General features: G+C 71.1%; 15 protein-coding genes. All 15 read right to left on the minus strand.

The annotated features are described in order from the left end of the window. Positions 1-21: 21 nt before the first annotated feature. Positions 22-768 (minus strand): sirohydrochlorin chelatase, encoded by a 747-nt coding sequence (locus tag ACH4S8_RS14880; RefSeq protein ID WP_398393760.1) that lies wholly within the window; start codon positions 766-768, stop codon positions 22-24. A gap of 7 nt (positions 769-775) precedes the next feature. Continuing rightward, positions 776-1,678, minus strand: coding sequence for an ABC transporter permease (locus ACH4S8_RS14885; RefSeq protein WP_398393762.1), 903 nt, complete (start codon positions 1,676-1,678; stop codon positions 776-778). Further along, positions 1,665-2,453 (minus strand): ABC transporter ATP-binding protein, encoded by a 789-nt coding sequence (locus tag ACH4S8_RS14890; protein ID WP_398393764.1) that lies wholly within the window; start codon positions 2,451-2,453, stop codon positions 1,665-1,667. Before ACH4S8_RS14890 ends, ACH4S8_RS14885 begins: the two co-directional genes overlap by 14 nt. Before the next feature lie 36 nt (positions 2,454-2,489). Next, positions 2,490-3,611 (minus strand): aliphatic sulfonate ABC transporter substrate-binding protein, encoded by a 1,122-nt coding sequence (locus ACH4S8_RS14895; RefSeq protein ID WP_398393766.1) that lies wholly within the window; start codon positions 3,609-3,611, stop codon positions 2,490-2,492. Between the two features lie 232 nt (positions 3,612-3,843). Then, the gene (locus ACH4S8_RS14900; RefSeq protein WP_398393768.1) at positions 3,844-5,199 is read right to left on the minus strand and encodes a sulfate adenylyltransferase subunit 1; all 1,356 of its coding nucleotides are present in this window, start codon (positions 5,197-5,199) and stop codon (positions 3,844-3,846) included. A gap of 2 nt (positions 5,200-5,201) precedes the next feature. Then, a complete protein-coding gene (gene cysD / locus ACH4S8_RS14905; RefSeq protein WP_398393770.1) occupies positions 5,202-6,140 on the minus strand; it encodes a sulfate adenylyltransferase subunit CysD in 939 nt (312 codons plus the stop codon). Next, the gene (gene cysC, locus ACH4S8_RS14910) at positions 6,137-6,673 is read right to left on the minus strand and encodes an adenylyl-sulfate kinase (RefSeq protein ID WP_398394110.1); all 537 of its coding nucleotides are present in this window, start codon (positions 6,671-6,673) and stop codon (positions 6,137-6,139) included. Before cysC ends, cysD begins: the two co-directional genes overlap by 4 nt. A gap of 59 nt (positions 6,674-6,732) precedes the next feature. Further along, a complete protein-coding gene (locus tag ACH4S8_RS14915; protein ID WP_398393772.1) occupies positions 6,733-7,443 on the minus strand; it encodes a phosphoadenylyl-sulfate reductase in 711 nt (236 codons plus the stop codon). Further along, the gene (locus ACH4S8_RS14920) at positions 7,440-7,619 is read right to left on the minus strand and encodes a hypothetical protein (RefSeq protein WP_398393774.1); all 180 of its coding nucleotides are present in this window, start codon (positions 7,617-7,619) and stop codon (positions 7,440-7,442) included. The genes ACH4S8_RS14915 and ACH4S8_RS14920 overlap by 4 nt, the downstream gene beginning before the upstream one ends. Further along, on the minus strand, positions 7,616-9,310 hold the full coding sequence (locus ACH4S8_RS14925) for a nitrite/sulfite reductase (protein WP_398393776.1): 1,695 nt from the start codon (positions 9,308-9,310) through the stop codon (positions 7,616-7,618). Before ACH4S8_RS14925 ends, ACH4S8_RS14920 begins: the two co-directional genes overlap by 4 nt. Before the next feature lie 135 nt (positions 9,311-9,445). Beyond that, positions 9,446-9,529: a putative leader peptide gene (locus ACH4S8_RS14930; protein ID WP_309486338.1), complete on the minus strand. Its 84-nt coding sequence runs from the start codon at positions 9,527-9,529 to the stop codon at positions 9,446-9,448. 163 nt (positions 9,530-9,692) lie between these two features. Next, positions 9,693-10,265 (minus strand): GNAT family N-acetyltransferase, encoded by a 573-nt coding sequence (locus ACH4S8_RS14935; RefSeq protein ID WP_398393778.1) that lies wholly within the window; start codon positions 10,263-10,265, stop codon positions 9,693-9,695. A 159-nt stretch (positions 10,266-10,424) separates the two neighbouring features. After that, entirely contained in the window at positions 10,425-11,771 is a 1,347-nt protein-coding gene (locus ACH4S8_RS14940; RefSeq protein WP_398393780.1) for a hypothetical protein, read from the minus strand. Between the two features lie 160 nt (positions 11,772-11,931). Further along, positions 11,932-13,221 (minus strand): GAF domain-containing protein, encoded by a 1,290-nt coding sequence (locus tag ACH4S8_RS14945; protein WP_398393782.1) that lies wholly within the window; start codon positions 13,219-13,221, stop codon positions 11,932-11,934. 259 nt (positions 13,222-13,480) lie between these two features. Further along, positions 13,481-15,115 carry an acyl-CoA dehydrogenase family protein gene (locus tag ACH4S8_RS14950; protein ID WP_398393784.1) on the minus strand — a complete coding sequence of 545 codons (1,635 nt, stop codon included), beginning with the start codon at positions 15,113-15,115 and terminating at the stop codon, positions 13,481-13,483. Positions 15,116-15,130: the final 15 nt, after the last annotated feature.

The raw sequence follows: 15,130 nt of genomic DNA on the forward strand, positions 1-15,130 counted from the left end.
GGAGCGGGTGCCGTGCGAAGGTCAGGCGCCGATCGCGGACAGGGACGGCATCCGCGCCTCGTCGTAGCGGTCCAGCAGGACCCGCGCGACCTCCGGCGCGGGACCGAGGACGTCGGCGAGCACGTCCGCCCCGGCGGCGCCCCGGGCGATACGGTCCGGCAGGAAACCGGGGGCCAGGACGTACGGGGCGACGGCGACGCGTTCGCAGCCGAGGGCGCGCAGTTCGCGGACGGCGTCCTCGGTGCGGGGAAGGGATGCGGAGGCGAACGCAGGCCGCACGGCGCACCAGCCGGTGTGCCGCCACTCCCGCGCGATTTCTGCGATCACTGCGATCGCCTCCGGGTCGGTGGATCCCGCCGAGGCCAGGACGACCCCGGTCCGGGACTTGTCGGCCGGCGTCAGCCCGGCCTCGTACAGACGGCGTTCGAGCGCGGCCGTCAGCAGCGGGGACGGGCCGAGCACCTCGGCCTGCCGGATCCGCAGTCGCGACGGTGCCTCGCGCAGCACCGCCGGGATGTCCGACTTGGCGTGGAAGGCGCGGGTCAGCAGCAGCGGCAGCGCCACCACGTCGCGCACCCCCTCGGCCGCCAGGGACTCCAGCACCCCCTGCACGGAGGGGACGTTGAAGTCGAGGAACCCGGTCTCCACCCGCAGGCCCGGGCGCTGGGCGCGCACCCGTCGCACCAGGGCGTGCACCGTCGCGGCGTGCCGCGGATCGCGGCTGCCGTGGGCGATGACGACGAGGACGGAGCGCTCGGGCCTGCTCATGGCGGGGTCAGCCCTTCACCAGGAGTCCGCGGCTGCGCAGCACCCACCGCTCCACCGGGCTGAAGACGATCAGGTCGATGGCGATGCCGACGAACAGGATGAGGAAGATGGCGAGGAAGACCAGCGGCATGGAGCTGGCGTTGCGGCCGTTCTCCAGCAGCTGGCCGAGGCCCACGCCGAGGTCGGGGGAGGACGCGATGATCTCCGCGGCCATCAGGGAGCGCCAGGAGAAGGCCCAGCCCTGCTTCAGACCGGCGAGATAGCCGGGCAGCGCGGCCGGCATCACGATGTGCCAGGTCCCGCGCAGGCCCGTCGCGCCCATCGTGCGGCCCGCCCGCAGGAACAGCGGCGGCACCTGGTCCACGCCCGACACCAGCCCGTTGGCGATCGAGGGGACCGCGCCGAGCAGGATCACCGCGTACATCATCGAGTTGTTCAGGCCCAGCCAGATCACCGCCGGCGGCACCCACGCCACCGAGGGCAGGGACTGCAGACCCGACAGGATCGGGCCGATCGCCGCGCGCACGAACTTCACCCGGGCCACCAGCAGGCCCAGCGGGGTGCCGATGACCAGGGCGAACAGGAAGCCGAGCAGACCGCGCGAGACGCTGGTCCAGATGTAGTCGAGCAGCGTGCCCTGGAGCCAGGCGTTCTTGACCTCGGCCCAGACGTCGGACGGCGAGGGCAGCTTGGTCGGGTCGTCGACGATCTTGAAGGTGATCAGTGCCTGCCAGGCCGCCAGGACGATCACGAACGCGACCAGCGGCGGCAGCACCTTCTGCCGGAACGTCGTACCGAAGGAGCTGCGGCCGGCCACGGAGGACTCCAGCGCGTCGAGGCCCGCCTCGAGTCCGCCCAGCTCCTCGTGGTCCCCGACGGCCGCGTCGGACTTCGTCTCAGTGCTGGCCATGACGGCGGATCTCCCCACGCAGTTCTTCGGTGATCTCGATGGACAGTTCCGCCACGGGGGCGTCCTCGATACGGCGCGGCTGCGGGATGTCCACCCGCCACTCGCGGGCGACGCGCCCCGGGCGGGAGGACAGCAGGACCACCCGCTGGGCGAGCCGGACGGCCTCGCGGACGTTGTGCGTGACGAAGAGGACGGACAGTCCCGTCTCGCGCCAGATGCGCGTCAGTTCGTCGTGCAGCACGTCCCGGGTGATCGCGTCCAGCGCCGCGAACGGCTCGTCCATCAGCAGGATCTGGCTGTCCTGGGCGAGCGCCCTGGCCATCGCCACGCGCTGGCGCATACCGCCGGACAGCTCGTGCACCCGCTTGCCGTACGCGCCCTTCAGCCGGACGAGCTCGAGCAGCTCCTCGGCCCGCTCGCGCCGCCCGGCCTTCGGAACTCCCCTGAGCCGCAGGGCGAGTTCGATGTTCTTGCCCGCGGTCAGCCACGGGAACAGGGCGTGCTCCTGGAACATCAGAGCGGGGCGCCCGTTGGTCGATATGGTGCCGGCCGAGGGCTTGTCCAGCCCCGCGACCAGGTTCAGCAGTGTGGACTTGCCGCACCCCGAGGCCCCCAGGAGGGTGACGAACTCGCCCGGCGCGACATCGAGGGTGATGTCGTCGAGGACGAGCTGGGGTCCCGCGGGTCCGGTGAAGGACTTCGAGACGTGCTCGATGCGGGCGGCGTACTCGGTCGTGTCGGCGCCGTCGGCGGCCTTGGCGAGCGTCGTTGCCATGGTCGTCACCTCCTGGGAACTCATCGGGATCCGGGCTTACTTGACGCCGAGACCGGCGTCGTCGACCGGGCTCTCGCCCGCGGCCTTCAGGACCTTGTTCAGGAGCGTCAGGTCATAGATGCCGGTCAGCTCGGGGTTCTCCAGGAGACCGGCCTTCACCGCGTGGTCCGCCTCGGTGTGCAGCGTGGAGGCCAGCGGGTCGTCGGTGATCTGGATGGACTTCCAGGCCGGGTCGAGGACGTTCGCCGGCAGAGCCTTGCCCGAGTCGGCCTCCAGCTGCTTGTTCGCGGCGGCCTTGGCGTCGTCCGGGTTGGCGTTGATCCACTTGTTCGTCTCGACGGAGCCCTTCAGGACCGCCTCGACGACCTTCGGGTGCTCCTTGAGGAACTTCTGCGACACGATGATGTTCGTGATCACGAACTTCTTGTCGGGCCACAGGTCCGACTCGTCGAGCAGCACCTTGCCGCCCTCGGCGACCAGCTTGGACGCGGTCGGCTCCGGCACCCAGGCGCCGTCGATGGAGCCGGACTTGTAGGCGTCCGGAGTGATCTTGTTGTCGACGCGGACGACCGACACGTCACCCTTGCCGCTCTGCGCGTCGACCTTCAGGCCCTGCTCCGCCGCCCAGTTGAGGAACGCGACGTCCTGCGTGTTGCCGAGCTGCGGCGTCGCGATCTTCTTGCCCTTGACGTCCTTCAGGGACTTGATCTTCTTGGGGTTCACCACGAGCTTGACGCCGCCCGAGGCCGAACCGCCGATGATCCGCAGGTTCTTGCCCTCGGACTTGGTGAAGCCGTTGATGGAGGGCGAGGGGCCGATCCAGCCGATGTCGATGGAGCCCGAGTTGAGCGCCTCGATCTCGGAGGGCCCGGCGTTGAAGATCTGGTACTTCGCCTGGGTGGCGCCGAGCTCCTTCTGGAAGAAGCCCTTCTGGTTGCCGACCAGCGCGGTGGCGTGCGTCAGGTTGCCGAAGTAGCCGATCTTCACGGAGTCGAGTCCGTCGATCTTCTTCGACCCGGCGGCGACCTTGGCCGCGGCGTTGTCGTCCTTCGCGTCGGAGCCGTAGCTGCAGGCGGCGAGGGCGAGGAGGGGAAGAGCGGTGACGAGGGCGATACCGCGGCCGAGCAGCTTGGTGCGCGTGGAGCGGATGGCAGGCACGGGAGGTTTTCCTCTCGGTGGCCCGGCGGTCACGCCTTTCTCAGGTCGTGGCCGGGAGGTCGGCAGGTCTTCGTCGTAACCGGGACGTCGGGTGGGGGGACGGGGCGCGCAAGCAGTGCGCGTACGTCATCGCGCACATCGCGCCACTCCGCCCTGCCCGCTGCCGAGGGCGCCGCTGCCGACGCGGCCGCCCTCCTTCGCGAACGTGGACCAGATGTCGACGGGGTTCATGTCAGAAGTCCCAACCGTCGTCGTCGGACTCGTCCTTGACCGGCTGCGGCGCGGCGAAGGACTCGCCGACCATGCCCGCGGTCAGGGTGGTGCCGTCGGCGGGATCGATCAGGATGAACGCGCCGGTACGGCGGGAGTCCGCGTAGGAGTCGAGCGGGAGCGGCTCCGCGGTGCGGATCTTGACGCGGCCGATGTCGTTGGCGACCAGCCGGCCCGGGTGCGGGTGCAGCGAGAGGTCGTCGAGGGTGAGCCGGGACGGGATGTCCTTGACGATCGCCTTGACCGTGCGGGTGCCGTGCTTGAGCAGCACCCGGTGGCCGACGGTGAGCGCGGCGTCGGCGACGTGGCAGACGGTCGCCTCGACGTCCTGCGTGGTCGCGGGCGCGTCCTTGCTCGGCACGAGGAGGTCACCGCGGGAGATGTCGATGTCGTCCTTCAGCAGGACGGTGACCGACTGCGGGGTCCACGCGATGTCGACCGGCTCGCCCAGCAGGTCGATCCCGGAGATCGTCGAGGTGCGCCCGGACGGCAGGACGGTGATCTCCTGGCCGACGCGGAGCGACCCGGCGGCGATCTGGCCGGCGTAGCCGCGGTAGTCGGGGTGCTCGGCGGTCTGGGGGCGGATCACGTACTGCACGGGCAGCCGGGCGTGGCAGTGCGCCAGGTCGTGGCTGACCGGAACCGTCTCCAGGTGCTCCAGGACGGTCGGGCCGCCGTACCAGTCCATGTTCGCGGAGGGCTCCACCACGTTGTCACCGGCGAGCGCCGAGATCGGGATCGCGGTGATCTCGGGGACGCCCAGCTCGGAGGCGTACGCCGTGAACTCCTCGGCGATCGCGGCGAACACGGACTCCTCGTACGCGACGAGGTCCATCTTGTTGACGGCGAGCACCACGTGCGGGACGCGCAGCAGCGCGGCGACGGCGGCGTGCCGGCGGGTCTGCTCGATGACGCCGTTGCGGGCGTCGACGAGCACGACGGCGAGGTCCGCGGTGGAGGCCCCGGTGACCATGTTGCGGGTGTACTGCACGTGGCCGGGGGTGTCGGCGAGGATGAACCGGCGGCGCGCGGTGGCGAAGTAGCGGTAGGCGACGTCGATGGTGATGCCCTGCTCGCGCTCGGCCCGCAGGCCGTCGGTGAGCAGCGCGAGGTCGGGGGTCTCCTGGCCGCGGTTGCGGGAGGCGTGCTCGACGGCCTCCAGCTGGTCGGTCAGGATCGACTTCGAGTCGTGCAGCAGTCGTCCGACGAGCGTGGACTTGCCGTCGTCGACGGAGCCCGCGGTCGCGAACCGCAGCAGGGTGGTCGCCGACAGCTGTTCGACCGACAGGGGCTCGGTGGGTTCGGTGGTGCTGGTCATGTCTAGAAGTACCCCTCGCGCTTGCGGTCTTCCATCGCGGCCTCGGACATCTTGTCGTCAGCGCGGGTCGCGCCCCGTTCGGTGAGCCGGGAGGCGGCGATCTCGGCGATCACGGCGTCCAGCGTGGTCGCCTCCGAGTCGACGGCGCCGGTGCAGGACATGTCACCCACCGTGCGGTAGCGGACGAGCCGCTTCTCGACTCTCTCGCCGTCCTTGGGACCGCCCCACTCACCGGCGGTCAGCCACATGTTCGACCGCTGGAAGACCTCACGCTCGTGCGCGAAGTAGATCTCGGGCAGCTCGATGCCCTCGCGGGCGATGTACTGCCACACGTCCAGCTCGGTCCAGTTGGACAGCGGGAACACCCGGACGTGCTCTCCGGGCGCGTGGCGGCCGTTGTACAGGTTCCACAGCTCCGGGCGCTGGCGGCGCGGGTCCCACTGCGAGAACTCGTCGCGCAGCGAGAACACCCGCTCCTTGGCGCGTGCCTTCTCCTCGTCACGGCGTCCGCCGCCGAACACGGCGTCGAAGCGCTCGGACTGGATCTTCTCCGTCAGCGGCAGGGTCTGCAGCGGGTTGCGGGTGCCGTCCGGGCGCTCGCGCAGCACACCGCGGTCGATGTAGTCCTGCACCGAGGCCACGTGCAGCCGCAGACCGTGGCGCTCCACGGTCCGGTCGCGGTAGTCGAGCACCTCGGGGAAGTTGTGCCCGGTGTCCACGTGCAGCAGCGTGAAGGGGACCGCCGCCGGGGCGAACGCCTTCAGCGCCAGGTGCAGCATGACGATGGAGTCCTTGCCGCCGGAGAAGAGGATCACCGGCCGCTCGAACTCGCCCGCCACCTCCCGGAAGATGTGGACGGCCTCGGACTCCAGCGCGTCCAGGTGCGACAGCGCGTACGGGCTGCTCTCCGTCTCTTCGGAGACGTTGGCGACGGTCGTCATGCGAGACCCTTCTCGGTGAGCAGCGCGTGCAGCGCGGCGGCGGACTCCTGCACGGTCTGGGTGTGCGACTCGATGCGCAGGTCGGGCGATTCGGGCGCCTCGTAGGGGTCGTCGACCCCGGTGAGCCCCGTCAGTTCCCCCGCGGCCTGCTTGGCGTACAGACCCTTCACATCGCGTACGGAGCACACCTCGACCGGGGTCGCCACGTGCACCTCCAGGTACGTCGTCCCGTTCTCCTCGTGGCGCCCGCGCACCGCCTCGCGGCTGTCGGCGTAGGGCGCGATGACCGGGACGAGCGTCTTGACGCCGTTGCGGGCGAGCAGTTCGGCGAGGAAGCCGATGCGCTGCACGTTGGTGTGCCGGTCCGCGCGGCTGAAGCCGAGGCCCGCCGAGATGAACTCGCGGATCTCGTCGCCGTCGAGCACCTCGACGCGGTGGCCCTCCGCACGCAGCCGGCCCGCCAGCTCGTAGGCGATGGTGGTCTTGCCGGCGCTCGGCAGACCGGTGAGCCAGACAGTGGCTCCGCTCGTCACTTCCTGCTCCTGGGAGATCGTGGGGTCCGCGGCCGGCGCGGAGTCCGTCGTGGTCGTGGTCATCCGTGCAGCCCGCACTCGGTCTTCGCGCGGCCCGCCCAGCGGCCGGCGCGCGCGTCCTCGCCCTCCAGCACCCGGCGGGTGCAGGGGGCGCAGCCGACGGAGGCGTAGCCGTCCATCAGCAACGGGTTGGTCAGTACGCCGTGTTCGGCGACGTACGCGTCCACGTCGTCCTGCGTCCAGCGGGCGATCGGCGAGACCTTGACCTTGCGGCGCTTCTCGTCCCAGCCGACGACCGGGGTGTTCGCCCGGGTGGGGGACTCGTCGCGGCGCAGCCCGGTCGCCCAGGCCTGATAGTCCGTCAGGCCCTGTTCCAGCGGCTGGACCTTGCGGAGCTTGCAGCACAGGTCCGGGTCGCGGTCGTGGAGCCGCGGCCCGTGCTCGGCGTCCTGCTCGGCGACGCTCTGCCGCGGGGTCAGGGTGATGACACGCACGTCCATCACGGCCTCGACCGCGTCCCGCGTGCCGATCGTCTCCGGGAAGTGGTAGCCCGTGTCGAGGAACACCACGTCCACACCGGGCCGGGCGCGCGACGCGAGATGAGCGACCACCGCGTCCTCCATCGAGGAGGTCACGCAGAACTTCGCGCCGAAGGTGTCCACCGCCCAGCGGAGGATCTCCAGGGCGGACGCGTCCTCGAGGTCGCGGCCCGCCTGCTCGGCCAGGACCTTCAAGTCGTCGTCCGTGCGCTCCTGCTGAATGACCGTCATATCTCCGCCCCTCCACGCTCTTCCTGCTTCACGCCCCGGGACAGCAGTCCCAGGAACTTCAGCTGGAAGGCTCGGTTGCACGCCGCGCATTCCCACGCTCCGTGGCCTTCTTCGCTGGGCCGCAGGTCCTCGTCTCCGCAGTAGGGGCAGTAGAAAGGTGCCGCGCGCTCGCTCACGACAGCGCCTCCTCGGAGGCACGCGTGGCCCAGGTGGCGAAGCGCTCGCCGTCCTCGCGCTCCGCCTGGAAACGCTTGAGGACACGCTCGATGTAGTCGGGCAGCTCGTCCGAAGTGACCTTCAGACCGCGGACCTTGCGGCCGAATCCGGCCTCCAGGCCGAGCGCTCCGCCCAGGTGCACCTGGTAGCCCTCGACCTGCTCGCCCGCGTCGTTCAGGACCAGCTGGCCCTTGAGACCGATGTCCGCGACCTGGATACGGGCGCAGGCGTTGGGGCAGCCGTTGATGTTGATGGTGATGGGCTCGTCGAACTCGGGGATGCGGCGCTCGAGTTCGTCGATCAGCGAAGCACCGCGCGCCTTGGTCTCGACGATCGCGAGCTTGCAGTACTCGATGCCGGTGCAGGCCATCGTGCCGCGCCGGAACGAGGACGGCCGGGCGGTCAGGTCCAGCGCCTCCAGGCCCTCGACGAGCGAGTCGACCTGCCCCTCCTCGACGTCGAGCACGATCATCTTCTGCTCGACGGTGGTGCGCACCCGGCCCGAGCCGTGCGCCTCCGCCAGCTCGGCGATCTTCGTCAGGGTGGCGCCGTCGATGCGGCCGACGCGCGGGGCGAAGCCGACGTAGTAGCGGCCGTCCTGCTGCCGGTGCACGCCGACGTGGTCGCGCCAGCGGGCGACGGGCTGGGCGGGGGCGGGGCCGTCGACCAGCTTGCGCTCGAGGTACTCGTCCTCCAGGACCTGGCGGAACTTCTCCACGCCCCAGTCGGCGAGCAGGAACTTCAGGCGGGCGCGGTTGCGCAGCCGCCGGTAGCCGTAGTCACGGAAGATCGAGATGACACCCTCGTAGACGTCCGCGACCTCGTCGAGCGGGACCCAGGCGCCGAGGCGCTGGCCGATCTTCGGGTTGGTGGACAGGCCGCCGCCGACCCACAGGTCGAAGCCGGGGCCGTGCTCCGGGTGGTTCACACCGACGAAGGCGACGTCGTTGATCTCGTGGGCGACGTCGAGCAGCGGCGAGCCGGAGATCGCGGACTTGAACTTGCGGGGCAGGTTCGAGAAGTCCTTGTTGCCGATGATCCGGCGCTGGATCTCCTCGACGGCCGGGGTGCCGTCGATGATCTCGTCCTCGGCGATGCCGGCGACGGGCGAGCCGAGGATGACGCGGGGCGTGTCGCCGCAGGCCTCGGTCGTGGACAGGCCGACGGCCTCCAGGCGCTCCCAGATCTCCGGGACGTCCTCGATGCGGATCCAGTGGTACTGCACGTTCTGACGGTCGGTGAGGTCGGCGGTGCCGCGCGCGAACTCCTGCGAGATCTCGCCGATGACACGGAGCTGCTCGGTGGTCAGCCGGCCACCGTCGATGCGCACCCGCAGCATGAAGAACTTGTCGTCCAGCTCCTCCGGCTCCAGGATCGCGGTCTTGCCGCCGTCGATCCCGGGCTTGCGCTGGGTGTAGAGACCCCACCAGCGCATCCGGCCGCGCAGGTCGTTGGGGTCGATCGAGTCGAAGCCCCGCTTGGAGTAGATCGTCTCAATGCGTGTCCGCACATTGAGACCGTCGTCGTCCTTCTTGAACTGCTCGTTGCCGTTGAGCGGGGTGAAGTGACCTACGGCCCACTGGCCCTCACCGCGGTGACGGCTCACCTTGCGGCGGGGCGCGACGGCTGGGTCCTGCGGGGTGGCGGCCATGGTTGATACGTCCTTCGAGACTGCGGGGCAGGTCTGATCTGCGGCTCTGACCTGCGCATACGGGTGCATACGGAAGAATGGGCGCAGCACTGCGCAAGGGTCGCAAAAAGGGGAGGGTCGGCGTTGCTGGGCTGATCAGCTCGCCGGACAGATGGCGCTGGACATGCGGCCGAGGTCGACGTGCCGCCGACTCACCAAGGCAATTCCAGTTCCAGACATGACGGAAGCGTGTCACGTGGATCTCGGGGCAGTCCACCGTCATCCAGTATGTGGACACCCTTGTCTCGAATCTCGGGACAAGGGTGTTGTCGATCACATGACCGGCCCTCGCGCGGCGCCGTCAGGAGGGCCGGCAGTCGTGGGCGTCACGGTACAAAGCGGGTCAGACGGTGTACGCGCCCGGCCACGGACCCGGGGTGACGGCCTCCGCCTCCTCCTCGACCTTGGTGTCGAAGAGCCGGAAGCCGCGGCGCAGGTAGTTGTCCATCGCGTGCTCGCCGTCCTTGCTGCAGGTGTGCAGCCAGACCCGCTTCGTCTCGGCCCGCCCCGGCCAGCGTCCGGCCAGGTCCCAGGCGCGCGCGACGCCGTACGACAGGAGGTGTCCCCCGATCCGGCGCCCGCGGAAGGCGGGGAGGAGCCCGAAGTAGACGATCTCCACGACCCCGTCGTCCTGGGCGCCGAGCTCGACGTAGCCCGCGGGCGTCCCCCGGTCGTAGGCCACCCACGTCTCCGTGCCCGGCTGGGCGAGGGCCTCCTGCCACTGCGCGTACGTCCAGCCGAGCCGGTCGGTCCAGAGGATGTCCCCGCCGACCGAGGCGTACAGGAAGCGGCTGAACTCGGGCGAGGGCACCTCGGCGCGGACGATCCGCAGATCCCCCTCGGGGGCGCTCGCGGGGACCAGGTCGGCCGGGGCCGTCTGCTCCAGGGACCAGGTGGTCACACTGATGTCGCTCATGACCGCCAGGGAATCACGGGTGCGGGCGCCGCTCCAAAGGCGTCCACGGTCCGGCCGCCGGGCGGGCCGTCCGGGGCGCCGATCCGTGGGCCGCGCAGGCCGGGCGGGCCGTCCACAGCCCGGGCGGCCGTCCACGGTTCGCCCCTGCGGTCCGCCCCGCTATCCGAGCGAACCGTCGACCGACGACAGCGGGACGGCGTAGAGCACCCTGCGGTCCGCCCCGTCGGTCAGCGTCCACAGCTCACCGGTCCGCTGCCAGTAGGAGAGCGACCCGGTGCCGAGGCCCCAGCAGGCGTGCGACTGGTCCGCGGTGCAGGTGGCGGCCTCGGCGCCGTGTTCGCTCTGGCGCCACAGGGACCCGTGCCCCGCGCGGCCGTCGGACGGCCGTCCGACGTACCACTGGGCCTCACGGGCGCCCGGGGACCGGTGCGAGAGGGCGCCGGAGATCCCGGATCCCTTGGTCGTCCAGGCCTCGGCCGCGTTCACATGCCCCTGGGCGTCGGCGAGCAGTCCGGTGCGGTAGGCGGCGGTGCTGAACGTGTACCGCCAGATGCGGGTGCGCTCCGGACGGTCCCCCGCGGCCTCCGTGGCGACCAGGCTGTCGGGGGTGGTCGTACGGTCCAGGGAGAGCGAGCCGATACAGGGGACCGCGTGGTCACGGCCCCGGGCGCACGAGCCGCCCTCCGGGTCGTACGAGCCGATGGCGGGCAGGACGTAGCGGTAGCCGGCGGCGGAGTAGCCGTGGCCCACCCGGCCCACGGCGCCGCTGTCCACGTCGGCCCGCAGCAGCCGGTGCAGGTCGAAGACGAGCAGGCCGTCGCCGTGGTCCGCGGTGACGATCAGCTTGTCCTGGTACCAGACCATGCCGCCGAGGCCGGTGCGGACCGCCGTGAAGTCCTTGCCGCCGGCGCGCGGGGCGACCAGCAGGACCCAGCGGTAGCGCAGGGCGTCCGGGTCGGTCGCGTCGACGAACGCGATCCTGGCCAGCCCCTCGTTCCGGTCCGGCGCGGCCGCCTGTCCGCCGCGGTGGGTCCAGCCGGCCAGGATCACCTGGTGCGCGCCCCAGGCGCCGTCGTCGTCGGCGTCACCGGAGGTGGTCACGGAACGCGGGTGCCACTGAGAGGTCCGCGCGTCGGCGTCGTTCCAGCAGTACGCGCGGGTGGCCGTCGGTTCGACGGGAAGCGCGCCCCGCTCGTCCGCCGAGCAGTCGGCGGTGTTGCGCATCGAGCGGTCGGCGTCGCGCAGGACTCCGTCGACGCCCACGTTGCCGCCCATGTTCCCGCTGAGCGTGTCCAGTGCCTCCCGGGAGGTGAGGTTCTCGTGGAGGCGCAGTTGCGAGGAGGCACTGGTGCGCAGCGCGGTGAGGTCGCCCGGGCTGTTGGCGCCGGTGGCCTGCGAGGTGCTGATCAGGGTGGCGGCCGCGGTGAGCGCGAGCGCGGTTCCTGCCAGGGTGGCGCGCAGCGCCTGTCCTCTTTTTCGGCGACGGTGCCTGCCACGCTGCGTCATGCGTCCTCCCGAGTAGGCCAACTGCCTCCCCCGCCGAGGGCGTTGACGGAGAGACGGGTGGGGTGGCCTGTGGAGTGGATGCTACGGCAGAGACGTCCCGGCCTGGGCGAAGACCGCGGAAGACGCCCACGAAATACGCTCGCCTCCCCCGTCCCCGCCTTCACGACGGTGCCGCCGTCGCGCGCGCTCCGAGCACCGCGGGCGCGGTCGAGTGCGGCAGCAGGTCCCGGGGGTCGTCCGGCAGCAGCACCTCGACCTCCAGCTCCTCGCGGAAGCGGTACGGCCGGTGGTCGAGGAGCCCGACGAGCCGGCGGCGTACACGGGAGAGTTCGGCGCGGACCGTGACGGTGCGGGTGGGATCGCCGAAGAGGTCGACCGCGAGCTGGGCGGCGCTGCGTCCCTGCCGGTGCACGGCGAGGACGTAGAGCAGCTCCGCGTGGCGCGGGCTCAGGGCCTGGTCCCAACTGCCCGCCGTGCCCCGGACGGTGATGTGCGGGCGCCGGGGTTCGCCGAGGTCGAGGACGACCCGGCCGGGGCTCCCCGGGTCGCCGTCGCCGATGACGCGCAGCAGCCAGCCGCCGGGCATCGGCTCGGCGACACACGTTCCGAGGGAGGGCAGCCAGCTGTGTCCGGCGCCGAAGGAGCCGGGCAGCGGGACCCGGTCCACGGGCGGCATCCCGGTGACGGCGGCGAGCCAGCCGTGGGAGTCCACCACGAGCGCCGGACCGTCCAGCCGGCACAACAGGGGGGCGGCCACCGCGCGCAGCCGCTCGATGGCCCTCAGGTGCGCGGCGCGCAGTTCGCTTTCGGCCAGTCGGGACACCGTGTCGACCAGGGCGAGGGTGGCGGGGTGGAAGGTGCTGTCCGGGCCGCTCACGTCGATGATCCCGAGCAGCCGTCCGTCGCGCGGGTCGTGGACCGGCGCGGCGGCGCACGTCCACTCGTGCAGGGTGCGCACGAAGTGCTCGGCGGAGTGGACCTGGACCGGCATGTCCGCCGACAGGGCGGTTCCGATGGCGTTGGTGCCGGTGGTCTCCTCGCTCCAGGCGGCGCCTTCCTCCAGGCAGATGGCGTCGGCCCGGCGCAGCACGCCCGGATTCCCCGCGCGCCACAGCACCCGGCCCTCGGGGTCGGTGACCACCATGATCTGCAGGGAGGCGTCGGCGACCGTCCCGAGGGCGCCGTGCAGGGTCGGCATCACATCGGCGAGCGCGGTGGACGTCCGCCGGTGTTCGACTTCGTCCGACTGGAGGAGGATGCTGTCCGTTCCCTGTTCGGGATTGATGCCGAAACGTTTCACTCTTTGCCAGGACCGGCCGATCACCGGACGCGGGGCGAACACGCCACGCTCGCCCTTCATCGACGCGGCCCAGGTCTTCCGGAGGTGCCCCGCCGTTTCGGACGCGTCGGACGGTGCGAAACGGGCTGGGTTGAACGATGTGGTCTTCACAGAGCACTCCCGAAACCAGGACCTCGTACGGGCCGCGACACCGCCGTCATCCCACATCGTGCCTGCTCTCGGCCGCCTCCGCCGGGACTTCGCACAAGGTGCACAAAGGAATGCAACGGTCTGCAACTCTCGCCAACGGTCACAAGGTTCCTCGAAACTGACAGCGATACCGCCCGTGCGGTGTCCGAGCTCCTGAACGGGGCGAGCGGCGGGGGTGGTGCCGTGTCGGCGCAGCACCACCCCCGCTTCAGCGCTCCCCTCAGGCCACCGGCCGGGCCCGCTCCACCACCGTGGCCAGATCCAGACTGTGCGGCAGCGTGCCGAAGCCCGTACCCCAGTCACCGCCCAGCCGTGAGGCGCAGAACAGGTCGGCGACCTCCGGGGGCGCGTACCGGACGAGCAGCGATCCCTGCAGCACCAGCGCGATCCGCTCGACCAGCCGGCGGGCACGGGCCTCGATACCGTCCAGGTCGGCGAGTTCGGTCAGCAGGTTCTTGATGGCCCCGTCCAGCCGGTGGTCCGCGCCGCGCGCCCGGCCCACCTCCCGCAGATACGCGTCCAGGGCCCCCGGCTCCCGCTGCAGAGCGCGCAGGACGTCCAGCGCCTGCACATTGCCGGCGCCCTCCCAGATGGAGTTGAGCGGCGACTCCCGCAACAGACGCGGCATGCCCGACTCCTCGACGTAGCCGTTGCCGCCCAGGCACTCCAGCGCCTCCACCGCAACCGGCGTACACCGCTTGGTCACCCAGTACTTGGCCGCGGGCACCGCGAGCCGCAGGAACGCCCGCTCCTGCTCGCTGTCGTCGTCGTACGCCGCCGCGAGCCGCATCGCCAGCGTCGTCGCCGCCTCCGACTCCAGCGCCAGATCGGCCAGGACGTTGCGCATCAAAGGCTTGTCGATCAGACGGCCGCCGAACGCCTCGCGGTAGGTGCAGTGGTGGATCGCCTGCGCGACCGCCTGCCGCATCAGCGCGGCCGAGCCGAGCACACAGTCCAGCCGGGTCGCCGCGACCATCTCGATGATGGTGCGCACCCCGCGCCCCTCGTCGCCCACCCGGCGCGCCCAGGTCCCGTCGAACTCGACCTCGCTCGACGCGTTGGACCTGTTGCCGAGCTTGTCCTTGAGCCGCTGGATCCGGAACACGTTCCGGGTGCCGTCCTGAAGGACCCGCGGCACCAGGAAGCAGGTCAGCCCGCCCGGGGCCTGCGCCAGCACGAGAAAACCGTCCGACATCGGCGCCGAGCAGAACCATTTGTGCCCGGTCAGCGCGTACGTCCCGTCCTCGGCGAGCGGTCTCGCCTCCGTCGTGTTGGCGCGGACGTCGCTGCCGCCCTGCTTCTCCGTCATGCCCATACCGAAGAGCACGCCGGCCTTCAGGGACGCGGGACGCAGTTCCTGGTCGTAGACGGCGGACGTCAGACGCGGCACCCACTCGGCGGCGAGCGCCGGGTCGGTGCGCAGCGCGGGCACCGCCGCGTGGGTCATCGACAGCGGGCAGCCGTTGCCCGCCTCGGCCTGCGTCCAGACCACGAAGCCCGCCGCGCGCCTGAGGTGTCCGCCGGGGCGGGTCCAGGCCGAGGTGAGCCCCGCCGACACGCCCTTGCCGAGCAGGCGGTGCCAGGCCGGGTGGAAGTCGACCTCGTCGATCCGGTTGCCGTAGCGGTCGTGGGTGCGCAGCTTCGGCGGATTCTCGTTGGCCAGCGCACCCCACTCCTGCACCTGGGCGGAACCCGTCGTGCGGCCGAGCGACGACAGCTCCTCGCGCGCCTCCTGGAGGAGCTCCGGATCGAGGTGCCGGTCGACGGCCTCGCCGAGCGCGCGGTCGGCGGCGAATACGTCATATCCGACCAGGGGCGGAGCCTGGTTGGTCACGGTGTGGGTGCTGGCTGGCATACCGCTACCGTAAGG

Source organism: Streptomyces sp. NPDC021080 (genome assembly GCF_044333225.1).
GTDB lineage: Bacteria > Actinomycetota > Actinomycetes > Streptomycetales > Streptomycetaceae > Streptomyces.

Excerpts from the sequence above, each read along its gene's own strand:
- ACH4S8_RS14915 (WP_398393772.1), bottom strand. The coding sequence starts at position 7,443 with ATGACGGTCATTCAGCAGGAGCGCACGGACGACGACTTGAAGGTCCTG.
- ACH4S8_RS14940 (WP_398393780.1), bottom strand. The coding sequence starts at position 11,771 with ATGACGCAGCGTGGCAGGCACCGTCGCCGAAAAAGAGGACAGGCGCTG.
- cysD (WP_398393770.1), bottom strand. The coding sequence starts at position 6,140 with ATGACGACCGTCGCCAACGTCTCCGAAGAGACGGAGAGCAGCCCGTAC.
- ACH4S8_RS14935 (WP_398393778.1), bottom strand. The coding sequence starts at position 10,265 with ATGAGCGACATCAGTGTGACCACCTGGTCCCTGGAGCAGACGGCCCCG.
- ACH4S8_RS14880 (WP_398393760.1), bottom strand. The coding sequence starts at position 768 with ATGAGCAGGCCCGAGCGCTCCGTCCTCGTCGTCATCGCCCACGGCAGC.
- ACH4S8_RS14885 (WP_398393762.1), bottom strand. The coding sequence starts at position 1,678 with ATGGCCAGCACTGAGACGAAGTCCGACGCGGCCGTCGGGGACCACGAG.
- ACH4S8_RS14925 (WP_398393776.1), bottom strand. The coding sequence starts at position 9,310 with ATGGCCGCCACCCCGCAGGACCCAGCCGTCGCGCCCCGCCGCAAGGTG.
- ACH4S8_RS14930 (WP_309486338.1), bottom strand. The coding sequence starts at position 9,529 with ATGTCTGGAACTGGAATTGCCTTGGTGAGTCGGCGGCACGTCGACCTC.
- ACH4S8_RS14890 (WP_398393764.1), bottom strand. The coding sequence starts at position 2,453 with ATGGCAACGACGCTCGCCAAGGCCGCCGACGGCGCCGACACGACCGAG.
- ACH4S8_RS14950 (WP_398393784.1), bottom strand. The coding sequence starts at position 15,115 with ATGCCAGCCAGCACCCACACCGTGACCAACCAGGCTCCGCCCCTGGTC.
- ACH4S8_RS14900 (WP_398393768.1), bottom strand. The coding sequence starts at position 5,199 with ATGACCAGCACCACCGAACCCACCGAGCCCCTGTCGGTCGAACAGCTG.